Annotated in this window: 10 protein-coding genes; 5 read left to right on the top strand and 5 right to left on the bottom strand. The window is 62.8% G+C overall.

What is annotated here, in order from left to right; translation table 11 throughout:
• Window positions 1–488: 488 nt before the first annotated feature.
• Complete coding sequence (locus ACWA1U_RS16890) at window positions 489–3,962, bottom strand: RHS repeat-associated core domain-containing protein (RefSeq protein WP_463723296.1); 3,474 nt, start codon at window positions 3,960–3,962, stop codon at window positions 489–491.
• Between the two features lie 574 nt (window positions 3,963–4,536).
• Between ACWA1U_RS16890 and ACWA1U_RS16885 the strand changes: the two genes are divergently transcribed.
• On the top strand, window positions 4,537–5,064 hold the full coding sequence (locus ACWA1U_RS16885; RefSeq protein ID WP_463723295.1) for a hypothetical protein: 528 nt from the start codon (window positions 4,537–4,539) through the stop codon (window positions 5,062–5,064).
• A gap of 173 nt (window positions 5,065–5,237) precedes the next feature.
• On the opposite strand, the gene ACWA1U_RS16880 is transcribed toward ACWA1U_RS16885, so the two are convergent.
• From ACWA1U_RS16880 to ACWA1U_RS16870, 3 genes are read right to left on the bottom strand one after another with little or no spacing between them, the layout of a single operon-like run.
• Window positions 5,238–6,149, bottom strand: a complete 912-nt coding sequence (locus ACWA1U_RS16880; RefSeq protein WP_463723294.1) for a phosphatase PAP2 family protein — start codon at window positions 6,147–6,149, stop codon at window positions 5,238–5,240.
• 36 nt (window positions 6,150–6,185) lie between these two features.
• Window positions 6,186–6,800, bottom strand: coding sequence for a response regulator (locus ACWA1U_RS16875; protein ID WP_463725078.1), 615 nt, complete (start codon window positions 6,798–6,800; stop codon window positions 6,186–6,188).
• A 5-nt stretch (window positions 6,801–6,805) separates the two neighbouring features.
• Window positions 6,806–8,059, bottom strand: a complete 1,254-nt coding sequence (locus ACWA1U_RS16870; RefSeq protein WP_463723293.1) for a sensor histidine kinase — start codon at window positions 8,057–8,059, stop codon at window positions 6,806–6,808.
• A 145-nt stretch (window positions 8,060–8,204) separates the two neighbouring features.
• Here ACWA1U_RS16870 and ACWA1U_RS16865 point away from each other — a divergent pair, with 145 nt between their 5' ends.
• The 4 genes from ACWA1U_RS16865 to menD all read left to right on the top strand — a co-directional run bounded on the left by ACWA1U_RS16865 (window position 8,205) and on the right by menD (window position 13,760).
• Complete coding sequence (locus ACWA1U_RS16865) at window positions 8,205–8,678, top strand: hypothetical protein (RefSeq protein ID WP_463723292.1); 474 nt, start codon at window positions 8,205–8,207, stop codon at window positions 8,676–8,678.
• A 31-nt stretch (window positions 8,679–8,709) separates the two neighbouring features.
• Entirely contained in the window at window positions 8,710–9,690 is a 981-nt protein-coding gene (locus tag ACWA1U_RS16860; RefSeq protein ID WP_463723291.1) for an o-succinylbenzoate synthase, read from the top strand.
• 157 nt (window positions 9,691–9,847) lie between these two features.
• Window positions 9,848–11,971 (top strand): PhoX family protein, encoded by a 2,124-nt coding sequence (locus tag ACWA1U_RS16855; protein WP_463725077.1) that lies wholly within the window; start codon window positions 9,848–9,850, stop codon window positions 11,969–11,971.
• 145 nt (window positions 11,972–12,116) lie between these two features.
• A complete protein-coding gene (menD, locus tag ACWA1U_RS16850; RefSeq protein WP_463723290.1) occupies window positions 12,117–13,760 on the top strand; it encodes a 2-succinyl-5-enolpyruvyl-6-hydroxy-3-cyclohexene-1-carboxylic-acid synthase in 1,644 nt (547 codons plus the stop codon).
• A 2-nt stretch (window positions 13,761–13,762) separates the two neighbouring features.
• Here menD and ACWA1U_RS16845 read toward each other — a convergent pair whose 3' ends face one another.
• Complete coding sequence (locus ACWA1U_RS16845) at window positions 13,763–15,178, bottom strand: M15 family metallopeptidase (RefSeq protein WP_463723289.1); 1,416 nt, start codon at window positions 15,176–15,178, stop codon at window positions 13,763–13,765.
• Between the last annotated feature and the right edge of the window lie 17 nt (window positions 15,179–15,195).

Raw genomic sequence — 15,195 nt, 5'->3', positions numbered from 1 at the left:
ATGGCGCCGCCCACGCCGGTGGATCCTGCTTCTAATAGAAGCAGGACCCTGACTTGAGGTCAAGGTCCTGCTTCTATTCAGATGGGCTGTTCACCGCTACCAACCGACGAGCTGCCGACAGAACGTTCACTTCTCTTCTCTTGGCGGTGACCGTTATGCTCACTTCCCGCCACCACCCGTAGTTCACTACGGGATTACCAGTCTCGCCGAATGATGCAACACGAGCCAGACCGGGACCTTAGATGCAATGCCTGTAACCGCGGCAAGTTGGTTGGTGCTTACAAAAATCGGTTACCAATTAGTGATGATGAGAATCCCACTACATACCAAGCTAAATCCGATGAACGTGAAAGCCGGAATCATCCAAGGGCGAAGCCTCGGACTATCGAGGGCCTCATGCGGCTTGCGTTTTAGCCACGCCGTTCCCATTAGTACGAGGCCGATTATTAGTCCAGCGAACAGGCCAGCTATGTAGATTTGGTTTTCAGTCATTCGGCCATCTTCCACTTTCCTATGCCGAAGCCGAGTAGACCCATAACGGCACCCCCGGCACATCCACCTAGGACTGTTTCGCCGTCGATGTTGCCCCCGTCTTCGCCCTGACTAATCACTGAGCCAGCGGCGCCTGCCGCGCACCCGACTGCAAGGCTTCCTACTATTCCCACGGGAGTTTTTGATCCAGCGAAGGCAAGACCACCAACTAAGCTCACTAAGCCGGTGACGAGCTCGCCTCCAAATTCAGACCAAAAGCTCAGACCTGTCGGGTCTGTGTAGTTGATGGGGTTGTTTCCTGCGTAGGTGTAGTGGGGGTCTTGGCCGGATGGGTCGAGTTGGGTGAAGCGTCCCATTGCTGGGTCGTAGTAGCGTGCCCCGAACTTGTACAGGCCGGTGGTGGAGTCGAGCTGGCCGCCGATGTAGCGGAAGGGGTTGGTTTGGGCTGCTGTTCCGTTGATGGAGCGGGTGACGCCGTAGGGGTCGTAGCTGTAGGCGCCGATTTTTTGTCCGGATCCGTTGAGGAGTAGGACGACGGAGCCTTGCTTGTCGGTGACGTAATAGGTTTTCGTGGTTCCGGTGGTGGAGCTGAGCAGGTTGCCCTGGGGGTCACGGGTGTACTTGGTCGGTGTCCCGTTGGTGCGTGTTTCGGTGAGTCCGAGGATGGTCCTGAATTCTTCGGTCCCGTTGGCGTGGGTGCGGTTGGTGTTACCGGCGGCCCAGTACTTACCTTTCAGAGTCGTCGTGCCCTTGGTGGTCGTGAGAACTTCTTGGCGGACCCCGTAGGTGTGGCTAACCCCGGTTTGCGGGTTCTTGGTGAGGTTGCCGGACGCGTCGAAGGTCCACCCTGTGGGGTTCTTGCTTGAGGCAATGACCTGGTTCGCGGCGTTGTAGGTGTAGGTGGTGGTGCCGGCGGGGGAGCCGGTGTTGCCGGCGTAGGTGACGCTGGTGCGGTTACCGGCTTTGTCGTAGGCGTACGCCCATGACGCTGTGGTCGTGGTGCCTGCTTTTTCGGTGGCCGCGGTGAGGCGGTTCTTCGAGTCGTAGGTGTAGGTGGTCATAGCTCCCGCTGTGATGCCTTGCTCGACGTGGGAGGTCTTGGACTGCAGGAGTGCTTTGTCGAGTCCGTCGGCGCCCTTGTAGTTGTAGGACACGTCGTAGAGGACAGCGGCGGTAGCGGTTTTCACGGTCGTTCGGGTGATTCGGTCGGAAGCATCATACGCAGTGGTCTGCTTCGTACCACCGGGGAGCGCTTTGACGTCGACGCGTCCGCGGCTGTCGTAGTTGTACGCGAGGCAGTCCGTGTTCGCCGCGATCGCCGTAGTGGTGGTACAGGTAGCGGTGTCACTGGAACTGCTACGAGTCATTTGGTTCGCCGCGTCGTAGTTGAAGAAGGTATCTGAGTATGTGCGCGGTAGGGATCCGTCGGAAAAAATGTATGTCTGTGTGAGGTTGCCGCGGGTATCAGAGGTTGATTCCATGGTGAGGCCCTCGCCGTTGCGACTGATGACCTGGGAGAGCGGATCGCCATAAATGCCGTTTCTGATTTTCAGCTGGGACAAGGACGGTCCGAGATCGCGGGGGTATGCCTCGTCGAGGGCATCATAAGAAAAGCTCATGCCCTTGTAGTCACGGTTGTGTGAGATGCGGTTGCCTGTGGTGTCGCCGTTGTAGGTCGTGGCGAAGATGCGATCATCCCCCGTGTAGGAAAATCCCAGTTCGGTGCCTGCCGGGTCGACAGTGGTGATTGGCCGGCTCATCTGGTCGTAGGTGTACGTGGTTTTCCCCAGCGGCGCTGGAGGGATAACGCTGGTCAAGTTCGCGTCCGCGTCGTAGGTATAGGTGGTTGTTTTCCCGTTTTCATCGGTCGATGCGCACACCATGCCCGCGAAAGCACCGCACACAGACCTGTCAGCCACTTCGCGTTTGTAGGTGAGGTTCTTGGTGTTGGTCTTCAGATCCGTGGTGCTGAGAAGGTTGCCTGTTGTGTCGTAGGAGACGCTGGTCTTGTTGCCCTGGGCGTCAGTGGAGCATTTGACCTGGTAGGGGTCACCGGTTCCGTCGGACGGGCAGGTTGAAGTCGCGGCGTAGGCTGCGGTTGCCGCGGCACCGGTTGGTAGGCGAGCTGCGGAGCGGTTCCCCAGGGCGTCGTACTCGAATTCGGTGACATCGCCCGCGGGTCCGCCGGCCGACGCTCCGCTGGTAACGGACAGCACGTCACTGTTCGCCGTCCAGCTTTGGGATTTCGTCCGGCCAAGCTGATCTACTGCCGAAATCTGGCGACCTTCAGAATCAAAATTGATTTTCGAAGGATTACCGGCTGGATCGGTCACCGTCGTCTGATCGGTACCGTAGGCAAACCCAGTGCTCTTCGTCTTCTCATCCGTGATGCTTCCGTCGCCGTCGGTGACAACGTGTGTTTGCTCGATGCTTATGACCCTACCCGTAGTGTCATACGCGAACGTGGTCCTATACCACCCCGTCACAGATGGGTATACGGTGTCTCGCTGTTCTATTTGGTGGAGAAGGCCGGCACTGTTGTAGATGTACTCCATCTTGTTCTCCGGGTTCTGTGCACTGATCAGCCGACCCTGGGCGTCCTTGCTGTAAATGATGTCGCGGGAGTCGGGAAGATCGATGGTGGTGTTCCCGGCGGCCTGGGTGATGGTGCTGACCCGGCCCGCAGCGTCGGTCATGGACACGACCTTATTGTTCGCGTAAGCGTACGTCATGCCGATGTTGTTCCGGTCCGTGTTACGGAGCAGGTTACCGCCTGCGGAGAAGGTTAGCTTCTCCCCGGACTGGTTGTAGGTCAGCAGCCAGTTCCCGTTTGTCTCCTGCTTTAGCTGGGCTTTGAGGCCCGTTGGGGGGACCCATGCGCCTGCCGTGTTTTTTGTGAACCGTTGCGAGATGCCGGTCGCATCCCTGAAGGTCACCGAGTCGGCGGCGATAAGTAGGCCGATGTCTTGCCCGAAGGATGCACGCCACCTGCCGCCGAGAGATCCTTGGGATGGGTCGAGGCTGTTGTAGAACTCGGCATATTGCGCGGAAACACCCGGCGAGTTCGTGCTCAACGTTGAGTTGGCGACGACCAGGTTGCCGGTGGAGAGGTTGACCGCTGCGGTCGTCTCCCCATAAAGCTCTATCTGGTGGAATGGGTAATACGGCAAAACCCCGAGCCGTTCAGTGGCAGGGGCTAGAGCCATCCGCTGGATGGAATCTGGGGAGACGCTCTGCTCCTGGTAATCGCCTTTCGGGTTCCCGCCTTTAGTGGTTCTGTTCACCTTTGCAGGGACCACCCACTCATTGACCTCGGCTGCTTTCGCGGCTTCTTGCTCCTCAAGCCCAACCTCACTGAGGATCGGGTTGACGGAAGGTGTTTGAGCCGTAGCGGGCGCTGCTAGCCCGCCAATAAGAACGGCTACTGAAACTGACATCGGCATGACGGCGCGACGAAGAAGAGACTTCAATTCATACTCCCCATAAAGAAAGCCCCCAGTGGGCTTAATGACCTAAGTCTTACCCGGACCACCGCACTGCACAGGAGTGCTTAAATGAATTTCTTCTTTCCTTGTACTTACCGGTGAGTGGCGATTAGAAATTGCCACTCACCGGTATTGGTGGGGGCGATACCCGGCCCAGCCACGCGAAAGAGCTTGGTGATCCAGCCCAGCCCTTGCATGCAAGCCGTCCTGCACTGCGCTTCGCCCTGCGTGGTGCCGGCCGCTCCCAGGTATACCAAGTCCGGCCAGTCGTGGACGCGGAAGGATGGCGGGGTTGATGGGCAGGAGGGTGATTGCGGGTGAGGAGGATCTGCGCTTCTTTGCACCCGAGAGTGGTGCGCACGACTTCGAGCAGGGACCGTAACATGGTCGCTGCGGCGCCAGCTGCTCTGTAGGTCATTCAATATAGTGGTCTGAGGCTGCGAGCAACTGTGCCTGCGGCAGGAATAGCTCCGGTAGGCGTAAGCGCCGGCGCAATCTCGACCACGACATGCGGCACTCGCATGGCATCCGCTACCAGCGGAGCCGACAAAACCTTGGGATGGTAGACAATCACGTCGGGCTCGTACCCGAAGGGTGCTCGCTCGAAACCACGATCGACGGCTACGAGAAGACCTTCGCGATGAACGTCATGTCCACCCATCAGCTCCCTCGGCAATTGCATCCGCACCTCCAGGCGCCGGCGCGCATCGTCGTCACGGTCAGTGACGCCCACTTCGGAGATCTCCGCCACACCGCGGGAACAATGCCCGCACCCCGCTGGGCTTTGCCGAAAATATTCCGTCCAAGCGGGTTCGACCTCGGCACGGGGCTCGCGCGTGAGGCCGGTGGTGCCTTTCCTTTCCTGATGAGCAAGATCATCCCGCTGCTCTCGGCTACGTCCCTCGTGGACACCCCGGGGCCAGCAGGCTCGAAGCTCGCCGACGCGGACCTCGCCATTACCGCCGCCGTCACCGGTGAGTACATCCACAAAACCAAGGCCACGGCGTCATCGGTCGAATCCTACGACGCCGCCCGCGAGTCCGCCCTCTGGAACTGGCTAGAGCAAGTCCCCCAGCCAGCAAGCTGAGCACCCGTCTTCCACCAGGGTCTCCCTTCTACGCGAGGGAACGATCAGATGCTGCTTCGAATCTTCGCCGTACCCATTGGCCCTATCAGACACTCTTCGCACTCGGATGGCTGGCACTTATGGTCTACCCGTTTTCGGTTCCCGGGCCCTTTAGACAGGCAAGGGATACGTGCTCACTCCTCGCTGCGGAGACGAGCCTGAGCCGAGAACAGCCAGCAGGCCGTCCCGCTGAGGGTGAATCCGACACCGAGAATCAGCGCCAGACCGGACCAGAAGAACAACGGCACACTCGCTGTTCCGGGGACGGGCGCCGGTCCGATCCACTGAACGTAGATGTACAAGCCCAATGACAGTGCCAGCCCGAGCAACCCGGGAACACAACACACCATGAGCCACAGCCGGGACGCGGCCCAGTGCTCGTCGTATCCCGACCACACATTCCAAGGATTGCCGGTGCGCATGATGAGCAGTCCGCCGAGCAGTGTCCACGCACCCACCACGAGGAAAGCGGCGACGACGTCGGCAGGGCGGTGCCAGAGGTTGATGAACGTCGCGGCTCCGGCCAGCACCGAATATGCTCCACCGGCGGCTGCCGCAAGCGGGCGCCACCGGGGGGAGACCACGAGGAAGATGGCCGCGGCTGCTGACGCGGCGAGCGTGGTGTGGCCCGATGGCAGGGAGTTGAAGTCGAGGGTGGGCACGCCGCGGTCAGGCCGATCCAGAACAAGGTTCTTGAGCACCTGAGTGGTCAGATTGGCCCCGACTATTGTCCCCAGCGCTATCACCGCGGCGACCCACCGGCGTCGTCCCAGCGTCACGAACAGGATCACTGCGGCGGCGATGAATACCGAGATCAGGGGCAGGCTGTCCAGGAACTGAAGCAGCGGCAACTCGCTGTCCGGGGCGGCAATGTCCGCCTCCCGCCACGCCGATTCATCCGCGAACTGGCCGGTGGTGGTCCTGACGAAAGCCCAGTAGGTGTAGCCCAAGGCAGCAAAACAACCCAGTGCGCCGAGTAGGAAGAGCGCGGGTTGCCTGGCGGCAATCCGATAGCGGTGTTCAGTAGTCGACTGGGTGGAGATCACCTGGTTAACACTGACACAGCCCGAAGATGGTTCCGATCAGATCCAGCCCTGTTGCCAGGCCTTCTCGGCGGCATCGTGCCTCGACGTTGCGTTCAGCTTGGCCATCGCGGAGGAAAGGTAGTTGCGCACCGTGCCCGGTGCCAGGTGCAGCTGCCCGGCAATGTGCTGCACCGGTGCGGAGGTTCGGCTGTGGCGCAGGACGTCGAGTTCGCGCTCGGTGAGCGGGCACCGCTCGGCAGTCAACGCCGTCGCAGCGATCTCGGGATCGATATAGCGCTTGCCGGCAACCACGTCCCGGATCACGTCCGCGAGTTCCTCAGCCGGAGTGGACTTCGGAACGAAACCGGAAACCCTCGTTGCCAGCGCCCGCCTGAGCACCCCTGGGCGGGCATGCCTGGTCACAATAACCACCCTGGTGGCAACTGTGGAGAGGATCCGCGCGGCGGCTTCCAATCCGTCGGCGCCCGGCATTTCGAGGTCGAGGAGGCAGATGTCGGGTTTAGCGCTCTGTGCAAGCTCGACGGCGGCCAGCCCGTTGTCGGCGCTGGCAACCACTTCGATATCCGGTTCGAGGGCCAGCAACGCTTCGAGGGCGCCCCGGATCAGGTGTTCGTCGTCGGCAATGAGCAGCCGAATTTTCTGGTCGAGCAATTCGCTCACGCTGCAGTTCCTGACGGAATGGACAGGCGGAGCTCAAACCGGTCACCCTCAACGTCCAGACGGGTCTCAAGCGTGCCGCCGAGCGCGGTCACCCTGTCCCGAAGACCGGCAAGCCCTGTCCCGGAAGTCCGTCCGGTGAGTGGGCCCGGCACAAGGCCGTCATTGACGATCTCAAGATGCAAGCTCCCATTAGGGGATGTGGCGAATTGGATCGAGACCTTCGAGGCGTTGCTGTGCCGGAGGATGTTGGTGGTTGCCTCGCGGACGGCCATCGCCAGTGCGTGAAGCACACCGGCATCAGTAGGGAGAACGCCGACCTCGAGGTCACACTCGGCGCCCGTTGCGGTCAGGACGGCCTGAGCGTTCTCCAATTCATCGTCCAGAGCGCTGTCCCGGTACCCGGAGACCAGCGAGCGGGTTTCCTCTAACGCCTGCTTCGCGATGAGACGGGTGTCGTGGAGGTGCTGCCGAGCAGTGTCGGGATCGATCGCCAGCATCCGTTCGGCCAGTTCCGCTTTGAGGGCGATGACCTGCAGGTGATGGCCCTGAATGTCGTGTAGGTCAGCTGCAAACCGCAACCGCTCCTGAGTGACCGCGAGCTCCGCTGCAGTGCGCCGGTGCTCATCGAGTTTCACAACAATTTCCCACCACCAGAGGCTGCTCAACAGCATCACAGGGAATCCCAGCGAATAGACCAGAGTTGGGCCGAGCCCGGAATCCGGACCAAATCCGAGCCAGTAATCGGGCGGGTGGGAAGCTAGGAACAGATGAATGGCCACTAGCGCCAGTCCGGCCGCCAGCATGAGCCAGCGTTGCCGCTTCGGGAGCAGCGAAGCCCACAGGCACATTGCCATCCACAGCGGGAGCGCCGCAGGGAACTCACCGACGGGCCAGAAGAAACCGAGCACCCAGATGGCCGCCGCTGGTGCCAGGAGCGCAAGTGTCCAAGCCGTCCGGGGCTGGCCGCCACCGCGCCCAACCCGAAGGAACCAGCTGTAGCGGACGTGCATTGCACTTGCGGCAAGCAGGAGAAAAATCAACGGTCCCGCGGTGCGTGTCTCGATGGCCGAGTAAGCCATCATCAGCAGCAGGGCGTCAAGGATAAGGCTGAAAAAGACGATGGAACCGAGGGTGTAGAGCCAGGTGGTGTGAACGCTGCGCCCTTGCGCGGAGGGCCCGCCGCCGTCGTCGTTCGTTTCGGGAGGAAAAGACACCTCCGCCCGGCTCTGCGGGAGCGCTGACTGAACCATGGGTCCAGCGTAGAGCAATGACATTTGTCATCCACCGGGCGTGCAATCCGTCCGTCAATGCTGTGACAGTGCGGCACTACAGGAGCCCGAAGGAGGCGACAAGGATTGAATCAACAGTTCACAGCATCAACGAAAGGCGTGCCTCATGATCGAGAACCTGCAGAACTTCACTTCTTCACTCCCGGACGTATTGCAGTGGGTGGGAGTGATGTTGGCTGGGGCGATCCCGTTCGTGGAATCGTATGCCGGGTCAGTGATCGGCATTCTTGCCGGCATCAACCCAATCGTTGCTATCGCAGCGGCGATTGTGGGAAATGTTGCCTCGATGCTGATCTTCGTGCTCAGTGCACACGGTGTGCGCTCGAAGGCGATCCAGAACAAGGAACCGAAGCCGCTGTCTCCCCGCAAGGAAAAACTGCGTCAGCGCTTCGACAAGTACGGCGTTGCGGGTGTCAGCCTCCTCGGCCAGACTGTCCTTCCCAGCCAGATCACGTCCGCTGCGATGGTCTCCTTCGGAGCCGCCAAGAACGTTGTGATCCTGTGGCAGGTCATCTCGATCATCATTTGGGGCGTTGCATTCGGTGTACTGGCAACGCTCGGCGTTTCCACCCTCTCCTGACCGCCCCAACGCTTCGGCGTACGCTGGACGGATGCCGCACCCGTCCAGCGCCGAACTGCGTTCCACGGCCCGCGTTGTCTCGATTCCGATGCGAGTCAGTTTTCGCGGCGTGACGCATCGCGAGGCGCTCCTGCTGCGTGGGCCTGCAGGCTGGGGCGAGTTCGCTCCCTTCCCCGAGTACGACGACGACGAAGCCGCCGCCTGGCTGCGCTCGGCCATCGAGGCGGGCTGGGACGGTTTCCCTTCTCCAGTGCGCACGCGCATCCCGGTGAACGCGACGGTCCCCGCCGTGGCGCCTGCCGACGTCGAACCCGTTTTGTCGCGCTTCGGCGAAGTGACCGCGGTGAAGATCAAGGTTGCTGAACCTGGGCAAACACTGCATGACGACGTCGCCCGGGTGGCCGAGGTACGGCGCCTCCTGCCGGACGCCCGTCTCAGGGTGGACGCGAATGGCGGTTGGGACGTGGGAAGAGCGCTTCAGGCGCTCACGGACCTCGCCCCGTATGACCTTGAGTACGCGGAACAACCCGTGATGGAGATCGCGGACCTGCGGGCGGTCCGCCTGGAACTGAAGCGCCGGCAGATCCCGGTCCTGATCGCGGCTGATGAAAGCGTCCGCAAGGCCGAGGACCCCCTCCGGGTTGCGCGGGAGGACGCCGCCGATCTGATCGTCGTGAAGGTGGCGCCGCTCGCCGGGGTTCGCCGTGCGCTGGACATTGTCGCGCAGTCGGGACTCCCCGCCGTCGTCAGCTCGGCCCTCGACACCTCCGTGGGGATCCGCGCCGGCGTTGCGCTGGCAGCTGCCCTGCCGGAACTCCCGTTTGCCTGCGGGCTGGGGACGCTTTCGCTGATGGAAGGGGATGTCTCAGCGGAACCGTTGCTGCCCGACGGCGGATGGTTGCCCGTGCGGGCGGCGACAGTCGACGAGGAGCTGCTTGAGCGGTACCGCGCCCCGGCGGACCTGACCACCTGGTGGCTGGACCGGCTTGAGCGGGTTTCGGGCAAGATCTGAACCCTGGTGGCGGCACCCGGTATTCGCCGCGGGTTGAACTCGCGTTCACCTAAGGACCCCGTGACAGTTCATTTCGGTTGGGAGTGTGAGACACACCCCACACCGAACGTATCCGGAAGGTCTACCAGTGAGCGACACCAAGCGCCGTCTCCTACCCATGCTCGGCCACACCAGCGGAAAGCGCAGTGCAGTGACCTGCGCTCTCAAGTGTGACAATGCCTGCGCCTCAGCCGTCTGTAACACCAGCGACAACAACTATTTCCGCGACATTGTGTCCAATGAACTGTCCCGCCGCAGCGTGATGGGTGCAGGCGCCGTCGGTGCACTGACCATGCTCGTTGGAGCCAACGCTGGTCAGGGTGGAACGCGTCTGGCCCCAGCGGTTTCCGCAAAGCGCGGCGCAGCGAAGAGCAAGCTTGCCTTCACGCCCATCGATCCCGTGAAATGGGATGTCGATGATTTCACCGTGCCTGAGGGATTCGCTTGGCGGCCAGTGATCCGCTGGGGTGACCCGATCTTCAAGGGAGCCCCCGCATTTGATGCCAACAACCAGAACGCTGCTGCCCAGGCACAGCAGTTCGGTTACAACTGCGACTACACGGACATCATCGAGATTCCGGGCACCAAGGGCCGCCGCGCTGCCCTGTTCGCGAACCATGAGTACACCAACGAAAACATCATGTTCCCGCCGACCATGCCTGCCGCGGAGGTGCGAGCGACTGCACGTGCGGCACACGGACTGTCCGTCGTCGAACTTGAGCGGAAGAACACCAACGCTCCCTGGAACTACGTTGTTGGTGCGGGTCTCAACCGCCGCTTCCTCCTCGACACCCCGTACGAACTGACCGGTCCAGCAGCCGGCTCGAACTTCGTCAAGACCATCGACGACCCTCAGGGCCGCACCATCCGCGGCACGCTCGGCAACTGCGCCGGCGGCACCACCCCCTGGGGAACCATTCTCTCCGGTGAAGAAAACTTTAACGGCTACTTCGCTACGCCGGGTACCTCCGCAGCGGACCGCCGCTACGGACTTACGGCAAAGCCCACCGCACGCCAGTGGGAACTTGACGACCCCCGATTCGACACCCGCAACGCCGGATACGAGAACGAAGCGAACCGCTTCGGCTACATCATCGAGGTCGATCCGTTCGATCCGACGTCCACTCCGAAGAAGCACTCCATGCTGGGACGCTTCAAGCACGAGGGCGCCAACGTGATCGTGGCCGACGACGGTCGGGTTGTCGCCTACTCCGGTGATGATGAGCGCTTCGATTACCTCTACAAGTTCGTCTCGAAGAACAAGGTCCGTAAGGGTGGCCGCCCCGAGGACCGCCGCGCGAACATGACTCTGCTCTCTGAGGGCTCACTGTACGTTGCACGTTTCCAGGGAAACTCGGCCCCGGAGATCAACGGAACCGGCGCGCTTCCCTCCGACGGCGCGTTCGACGGCGTCGGCGAGTGGTTGCCGCTGATCATCAATAACGCGTCGGCTGTCCCTGGCATGACCGCCGCCGAAGTCGCTGTGTTCACCCGCCTCGCAGCTGACAAGGTGGGCCCCACGAAGATGGACCGCGCCGAGGACGTTGAGCCCAACCTCGCCACCGGCAAGGTCTACGTCGCCTGCACCAACAACATCCTCCGCGGTGTCGGAACCAACGCACCAGCTGATGAAGCCAACCCGCGCACCCTTAACCGTGACGGCCACATCGTCGAAATCATGGAGAACGGCGGTGACCAGACTGCCACCCGCTTCACCTGGAACCTGTTGATGGTGTGCGGCGATCCGGCGAAGAACTCGAGCACCTACTTCAGCGGGTACCCCGCTGACAAAGTCTCACCGATCTCCTGCCCGGACAACCTGGCATTTGATTCCGTCGGCAACTTGTGGATTTCGACGGACGGTCAGCCCGGCACAATCGGCCTCTGCGACGGTCTCTTCCGTGTTGGGCTGGAAGGCGCGGACCGCGGGCGCGTGGATCAGTTCCTCGCAGTGCCACGTGACGGCGAAACCTGCGGACCGATCATCCACGACGATGAGCGCAACGTCTTCGTCGCCGTGCAGCACCCGGGAGAAGATGGCACCTGGGGCGCGCAGAGCTCGCTCTTCCCGGACTACGTACCGGCAGGCGCAGCGCCCGCCCGCGGCGAGGGTGCTCTGCCCCGCCCATCGGTCATCCAGGTCTTCCCGCAGGAGCGGGCAGGCAAGGGTGATGACCGCCCGGGCCGCGGCCGCGGCAAGGGCAAGCCCCGCAACGATGACAACCGCGGCGGTCGCCAGTAGCTCAAAAGGCTCCAACGCTGAAGGGTCCGCACTCTGGGGGAGTGCGGACCCTTCGTCTTTGAATTTCTCTTCTAAGCTGCAGCCAATCTGCGGCGTTTGCAGGGCCTGACTCCATTCTGGTTCACATCAGTGTGAGGATGGGGGAGTGGACGCAACCGAATCAGCCCGCCGCGTGGCCGCAACCCTCGCCGCTCATGGTGTAACCGATGTCGTCGTCGCACCCGGATCCCGAAGCGCGCCCATGGCGTACGCGCTCGCGGAGGCAGAGGCAGCCGGCCAGCTGAAACTGCACGTCCGCATCGACGAGCGCGTTGCTGGTTTCACGGCGCTGGGTCTAGCACTTGGGTCCCGCAGGCCCGCCGCCGTCCTCACCACCTCCGGTACCGCTGTGGGCGAACTGCTGTGCGCCGTGATGGAAGCGAACCACGCAGGCGTTCCGCTCGTGATCCTCTCCGCCGACCGCCCGGACGAACTCCGCGGCACCGGCGCCAACCAGACCACGCGCCAGGACGGCCTGTTCGGTGTCCACGTCCGCGCCGCCGTCGACATCCCCGCCGGAACTGATCCCGTCCCGTTCCTGGAACGGGCGCTTGCGGCGGCGCGTGGGGGAGTCGCCCCTGCCGGACCGGTGCAGGTCAATCTCGCTTTCCGCGACCCGCTGGTGCCAACGCACGACGCCGGTGGGCCGGCTGGCGCGACGGCGACAGCCTATTCGCCGCTGGACCTGACAACGGCGACGGCGGGTATTTCGCCGTCTGCTGACGCCCGGACGGTAGTGCTCGCCGGGCATGGAGCCGGGGAACTTGCCGCCGTGTTCGCGCAGCATCTGGGCCTGCCGCTGTTGGCAGAGCCGTCGTCGAACGCACGGTTCGGTTCGTCAGTGATCGCGCCGTACCGGTTGCTCCTGGCGGACTTCGGACCGCGGATCGAGAAGGTTGTGGTGTTCGGCCGGCCTACGCTGTCCCGTCCGGTGGCAGCGCTGCTAGCGCGCACCGACGTCGAACGCGCCATGTTTGTTCCGGAGCCCCAGCCGTGGTTCGAGGAGGGGCGTCGCACGGAGCTCCAATTGCGCTCCCTGGATGAGTTGCTTGCTTTTGCCGGTCAGGGTGCACCGGGCTGGCTTGGGGAGTGGCAGGACGCTTCGGCCCGCGCGGAAGCTGCAATCCGGCTCCTCCTCGAAGAGGATCAGACCCTGACCGGGCTCCACGTCGCCGATGCTGTGTGGGAGCACACGGGCGGGAATCTGGTGCTTGGTTCGTCGAACCCGATCCGCGACGTCGACCTCGTTGCCTCCGGTGACTGGCATCCGCTCGAGGTGTACGCGAACCGGGGGCTTGCGGGCATCGACGGCACAATTTCGACAGCGAGCGGTATTGCCCTCGCAGCGGGCATCCCCACCAGGCTGCTGGTGGGAGACCTCACCTTCCTGCACGACGCCGGTGGCTTGCTGCTGGGCACCGGCGAAGAGGAAGCGGACCTGCAGGTGGTGGTGTTGAACGATTCCGGTGGCGGGATCTTCGGGCTGCTGGAGCACGGCCAACCGGCAACGCTGGAACGCTACGGCGCCGCCGTCGAGCGTCTGTTCGGCACGCCGCACACCGCGGATATAGCGTCAATCGCGCGCGGGTACGGCGTCGGGCACCGGTTGGTGAGCACGCCTGACGAACTCGATGAGGCGTTGGAGGCGCCAATCAAGGGCCGCTCGATCGTGGAGGTGCGGACCGAGCGCGCTGGGCTGCGCGCGCTTCACGCGCGGGTGAAGAACGCCGTCTTCAGCGCTTTGGATTAGACCTACTGGAACGGGCGGTAGGTCTGCCAGCCGTGGCCCATTGAGGAGAGGGCCCCCCACGAATTGCCCGGCAGGGGGTAGTAGCGCATCGACCCGGAGCTCGTCCTCGCGCGCAGCCCATAGGACCCGGGGCCCTTGAACCCGGAAATAGCAGTCAGGTTATTCAGGCTCTGCCATCCGCTCCCAATGGCGCGCCGGGGTTCAATGACGAAGCTCCCGCGGCCGTTGGAGCGGTAATGCAGCATGTCGCCACTCGGTCTGATGGCGAGGATGTCCTGGTTTCCGTCGCGGTCCCAGTCAGCCATCGCGATGCGCAGCTGCTGCCATCCCATGCCTATCCGTGCCGATCGGTCAACGGAGAGCGCACCGCCGTTGTTTGAGTAGTGTCGGAGGTCCCCAGCTGTGTTCTTCGCGACCACCGATGGGAAGCGATTTCCTCGAACCCATTTCCCGACGACGAGCTCGAAGGATTGGAAGCCATGGCCGATCGCTATCGGAGCCAGGTAGCCGCCGCCTTTCTGGCCGCGGTACAGGGTCAACCTGCCGTCTTTCCACTGGGCGAGGATGTCCTGCACGCCGTCATCGTTCCAGTCGACGTTGAAACCGGCTTTGACGTTTGCCCACACAGTGCCGAGCCGGGTACGTGGACGGAATCCGCCCAGGTAGTCCGGCGGGTACCGGTATAGGACGCCTGCCGAATCTAGTGCCAGAACCTCGGCCGCATCCTTGATCGACGGGTTGGAGCCGTTGTAATAGTGCTCCATGGTGGGGAAGCCGCGGGTCTTCATCTCGGTGGCGATGGACTTGCCGACATAGCGGAGGTGCCACGGCTCGTACGTGTATCCAGTGGTGGACTGATAGCCGTCCGGGTACCGCACAATGAACCCGTAGCGGTGGGCGTTCTGAGCCACCCAGCGGCCGCCCGGTGTGTTCCCGAAGCACGCGCCAAGGCCGCAGCTGCCGTCAACGTTCCCGACGTCGACGGCCAGCCCCGTCTGGTGCTCGCTGTGCCCGGGCCGCGCGGAAATGGTGTCGGCGGTGGCCTGGCCGTAGATCGAGACGTAGTGGTTGTAGAGCGCCGCCTGCTGGTCGTAGGAGCGGTACGCGCTCACCACTGCAAGGGGAGAGCCGGCGTTCCGGGCCGCACTGAAAAGGGACTGCAGGTTCGCCGACACTTCGCGGCGCAGCACAAAGTTGGTTCCGGGGTAATAGACCAGATCCGGGGCGACGTAGCGCAGGGGATTCAGCGGCCGGGACTTCGTGACCAGCACCTGAATGTTGTTCGGGTCGCCGATCGGCACAGCCGCCTGGGCAGTGGGTGCCGTGAGCAGGCCGGTGAGTAGTGCAAGACAAAGTACGACGACGGCGGCAACCCGCGCCTGTAGGCGCGGACGTTCGGCGGTGGTCACCTCGGACATGGGAATCCCGTTTCACG

It is taken from the genome of Arthrobacter sp. TRD_SC_6, assembly GCF_055361185.1.
The sequence above is the reverse complement of the archived record's forward strand: the minus strand, read 5'-3'. Positions and strand labels throughout refer to the sequence as shown.

Bases quoted from the DNA above. Each gene is read 5' to 3' on its own strand.
- ACWA1U_RS16885 (WP_463723295.1), top strand. From the start codon at position 4,537: ATGGTAGACAATCACGTCGGGCTCGTACCCGAAGGGTGCTCGCTCGAA.
- ACWA1U_RS16870 (WP_463723293.1), bottom strand. From the start codon at position 8,059: ATGGTTCAGTCAGCGCTCCCGCAGAGCCGGGCGGAGGTGTCTTTTCCT.
- ACWA1U_RS16855 (WP_463725077.1), top strand. From the start codon at position 9,848: ATGCTCGGCCACACCAGCGGAAAGCGCAGTGCAGTGACCTGCGCTCTC.
- ACWA1U_RS16860 (WP_463723291.1), top strand. From the start codon at position 8,710: ATGCCGCACCCGTCCAGCGCCGAACTGCGTTCCACGGCCCGCGTTGTC.
- ACWA1U_RS16865 (WP_463723292.1), top strand. From the start codon at position 8,205: ATGATCGAGAACCTGCAGAACTTCACTTCTTCACTCCCGGACGTATTG.
- ACWA1U_RS16845 (WP_463723289.1), bottom strand. From the start codon at position 15,178: ATGTCCGAGGTGACCACCGCCGAACGTCCGCGCCTACAGGCGCGGGTT.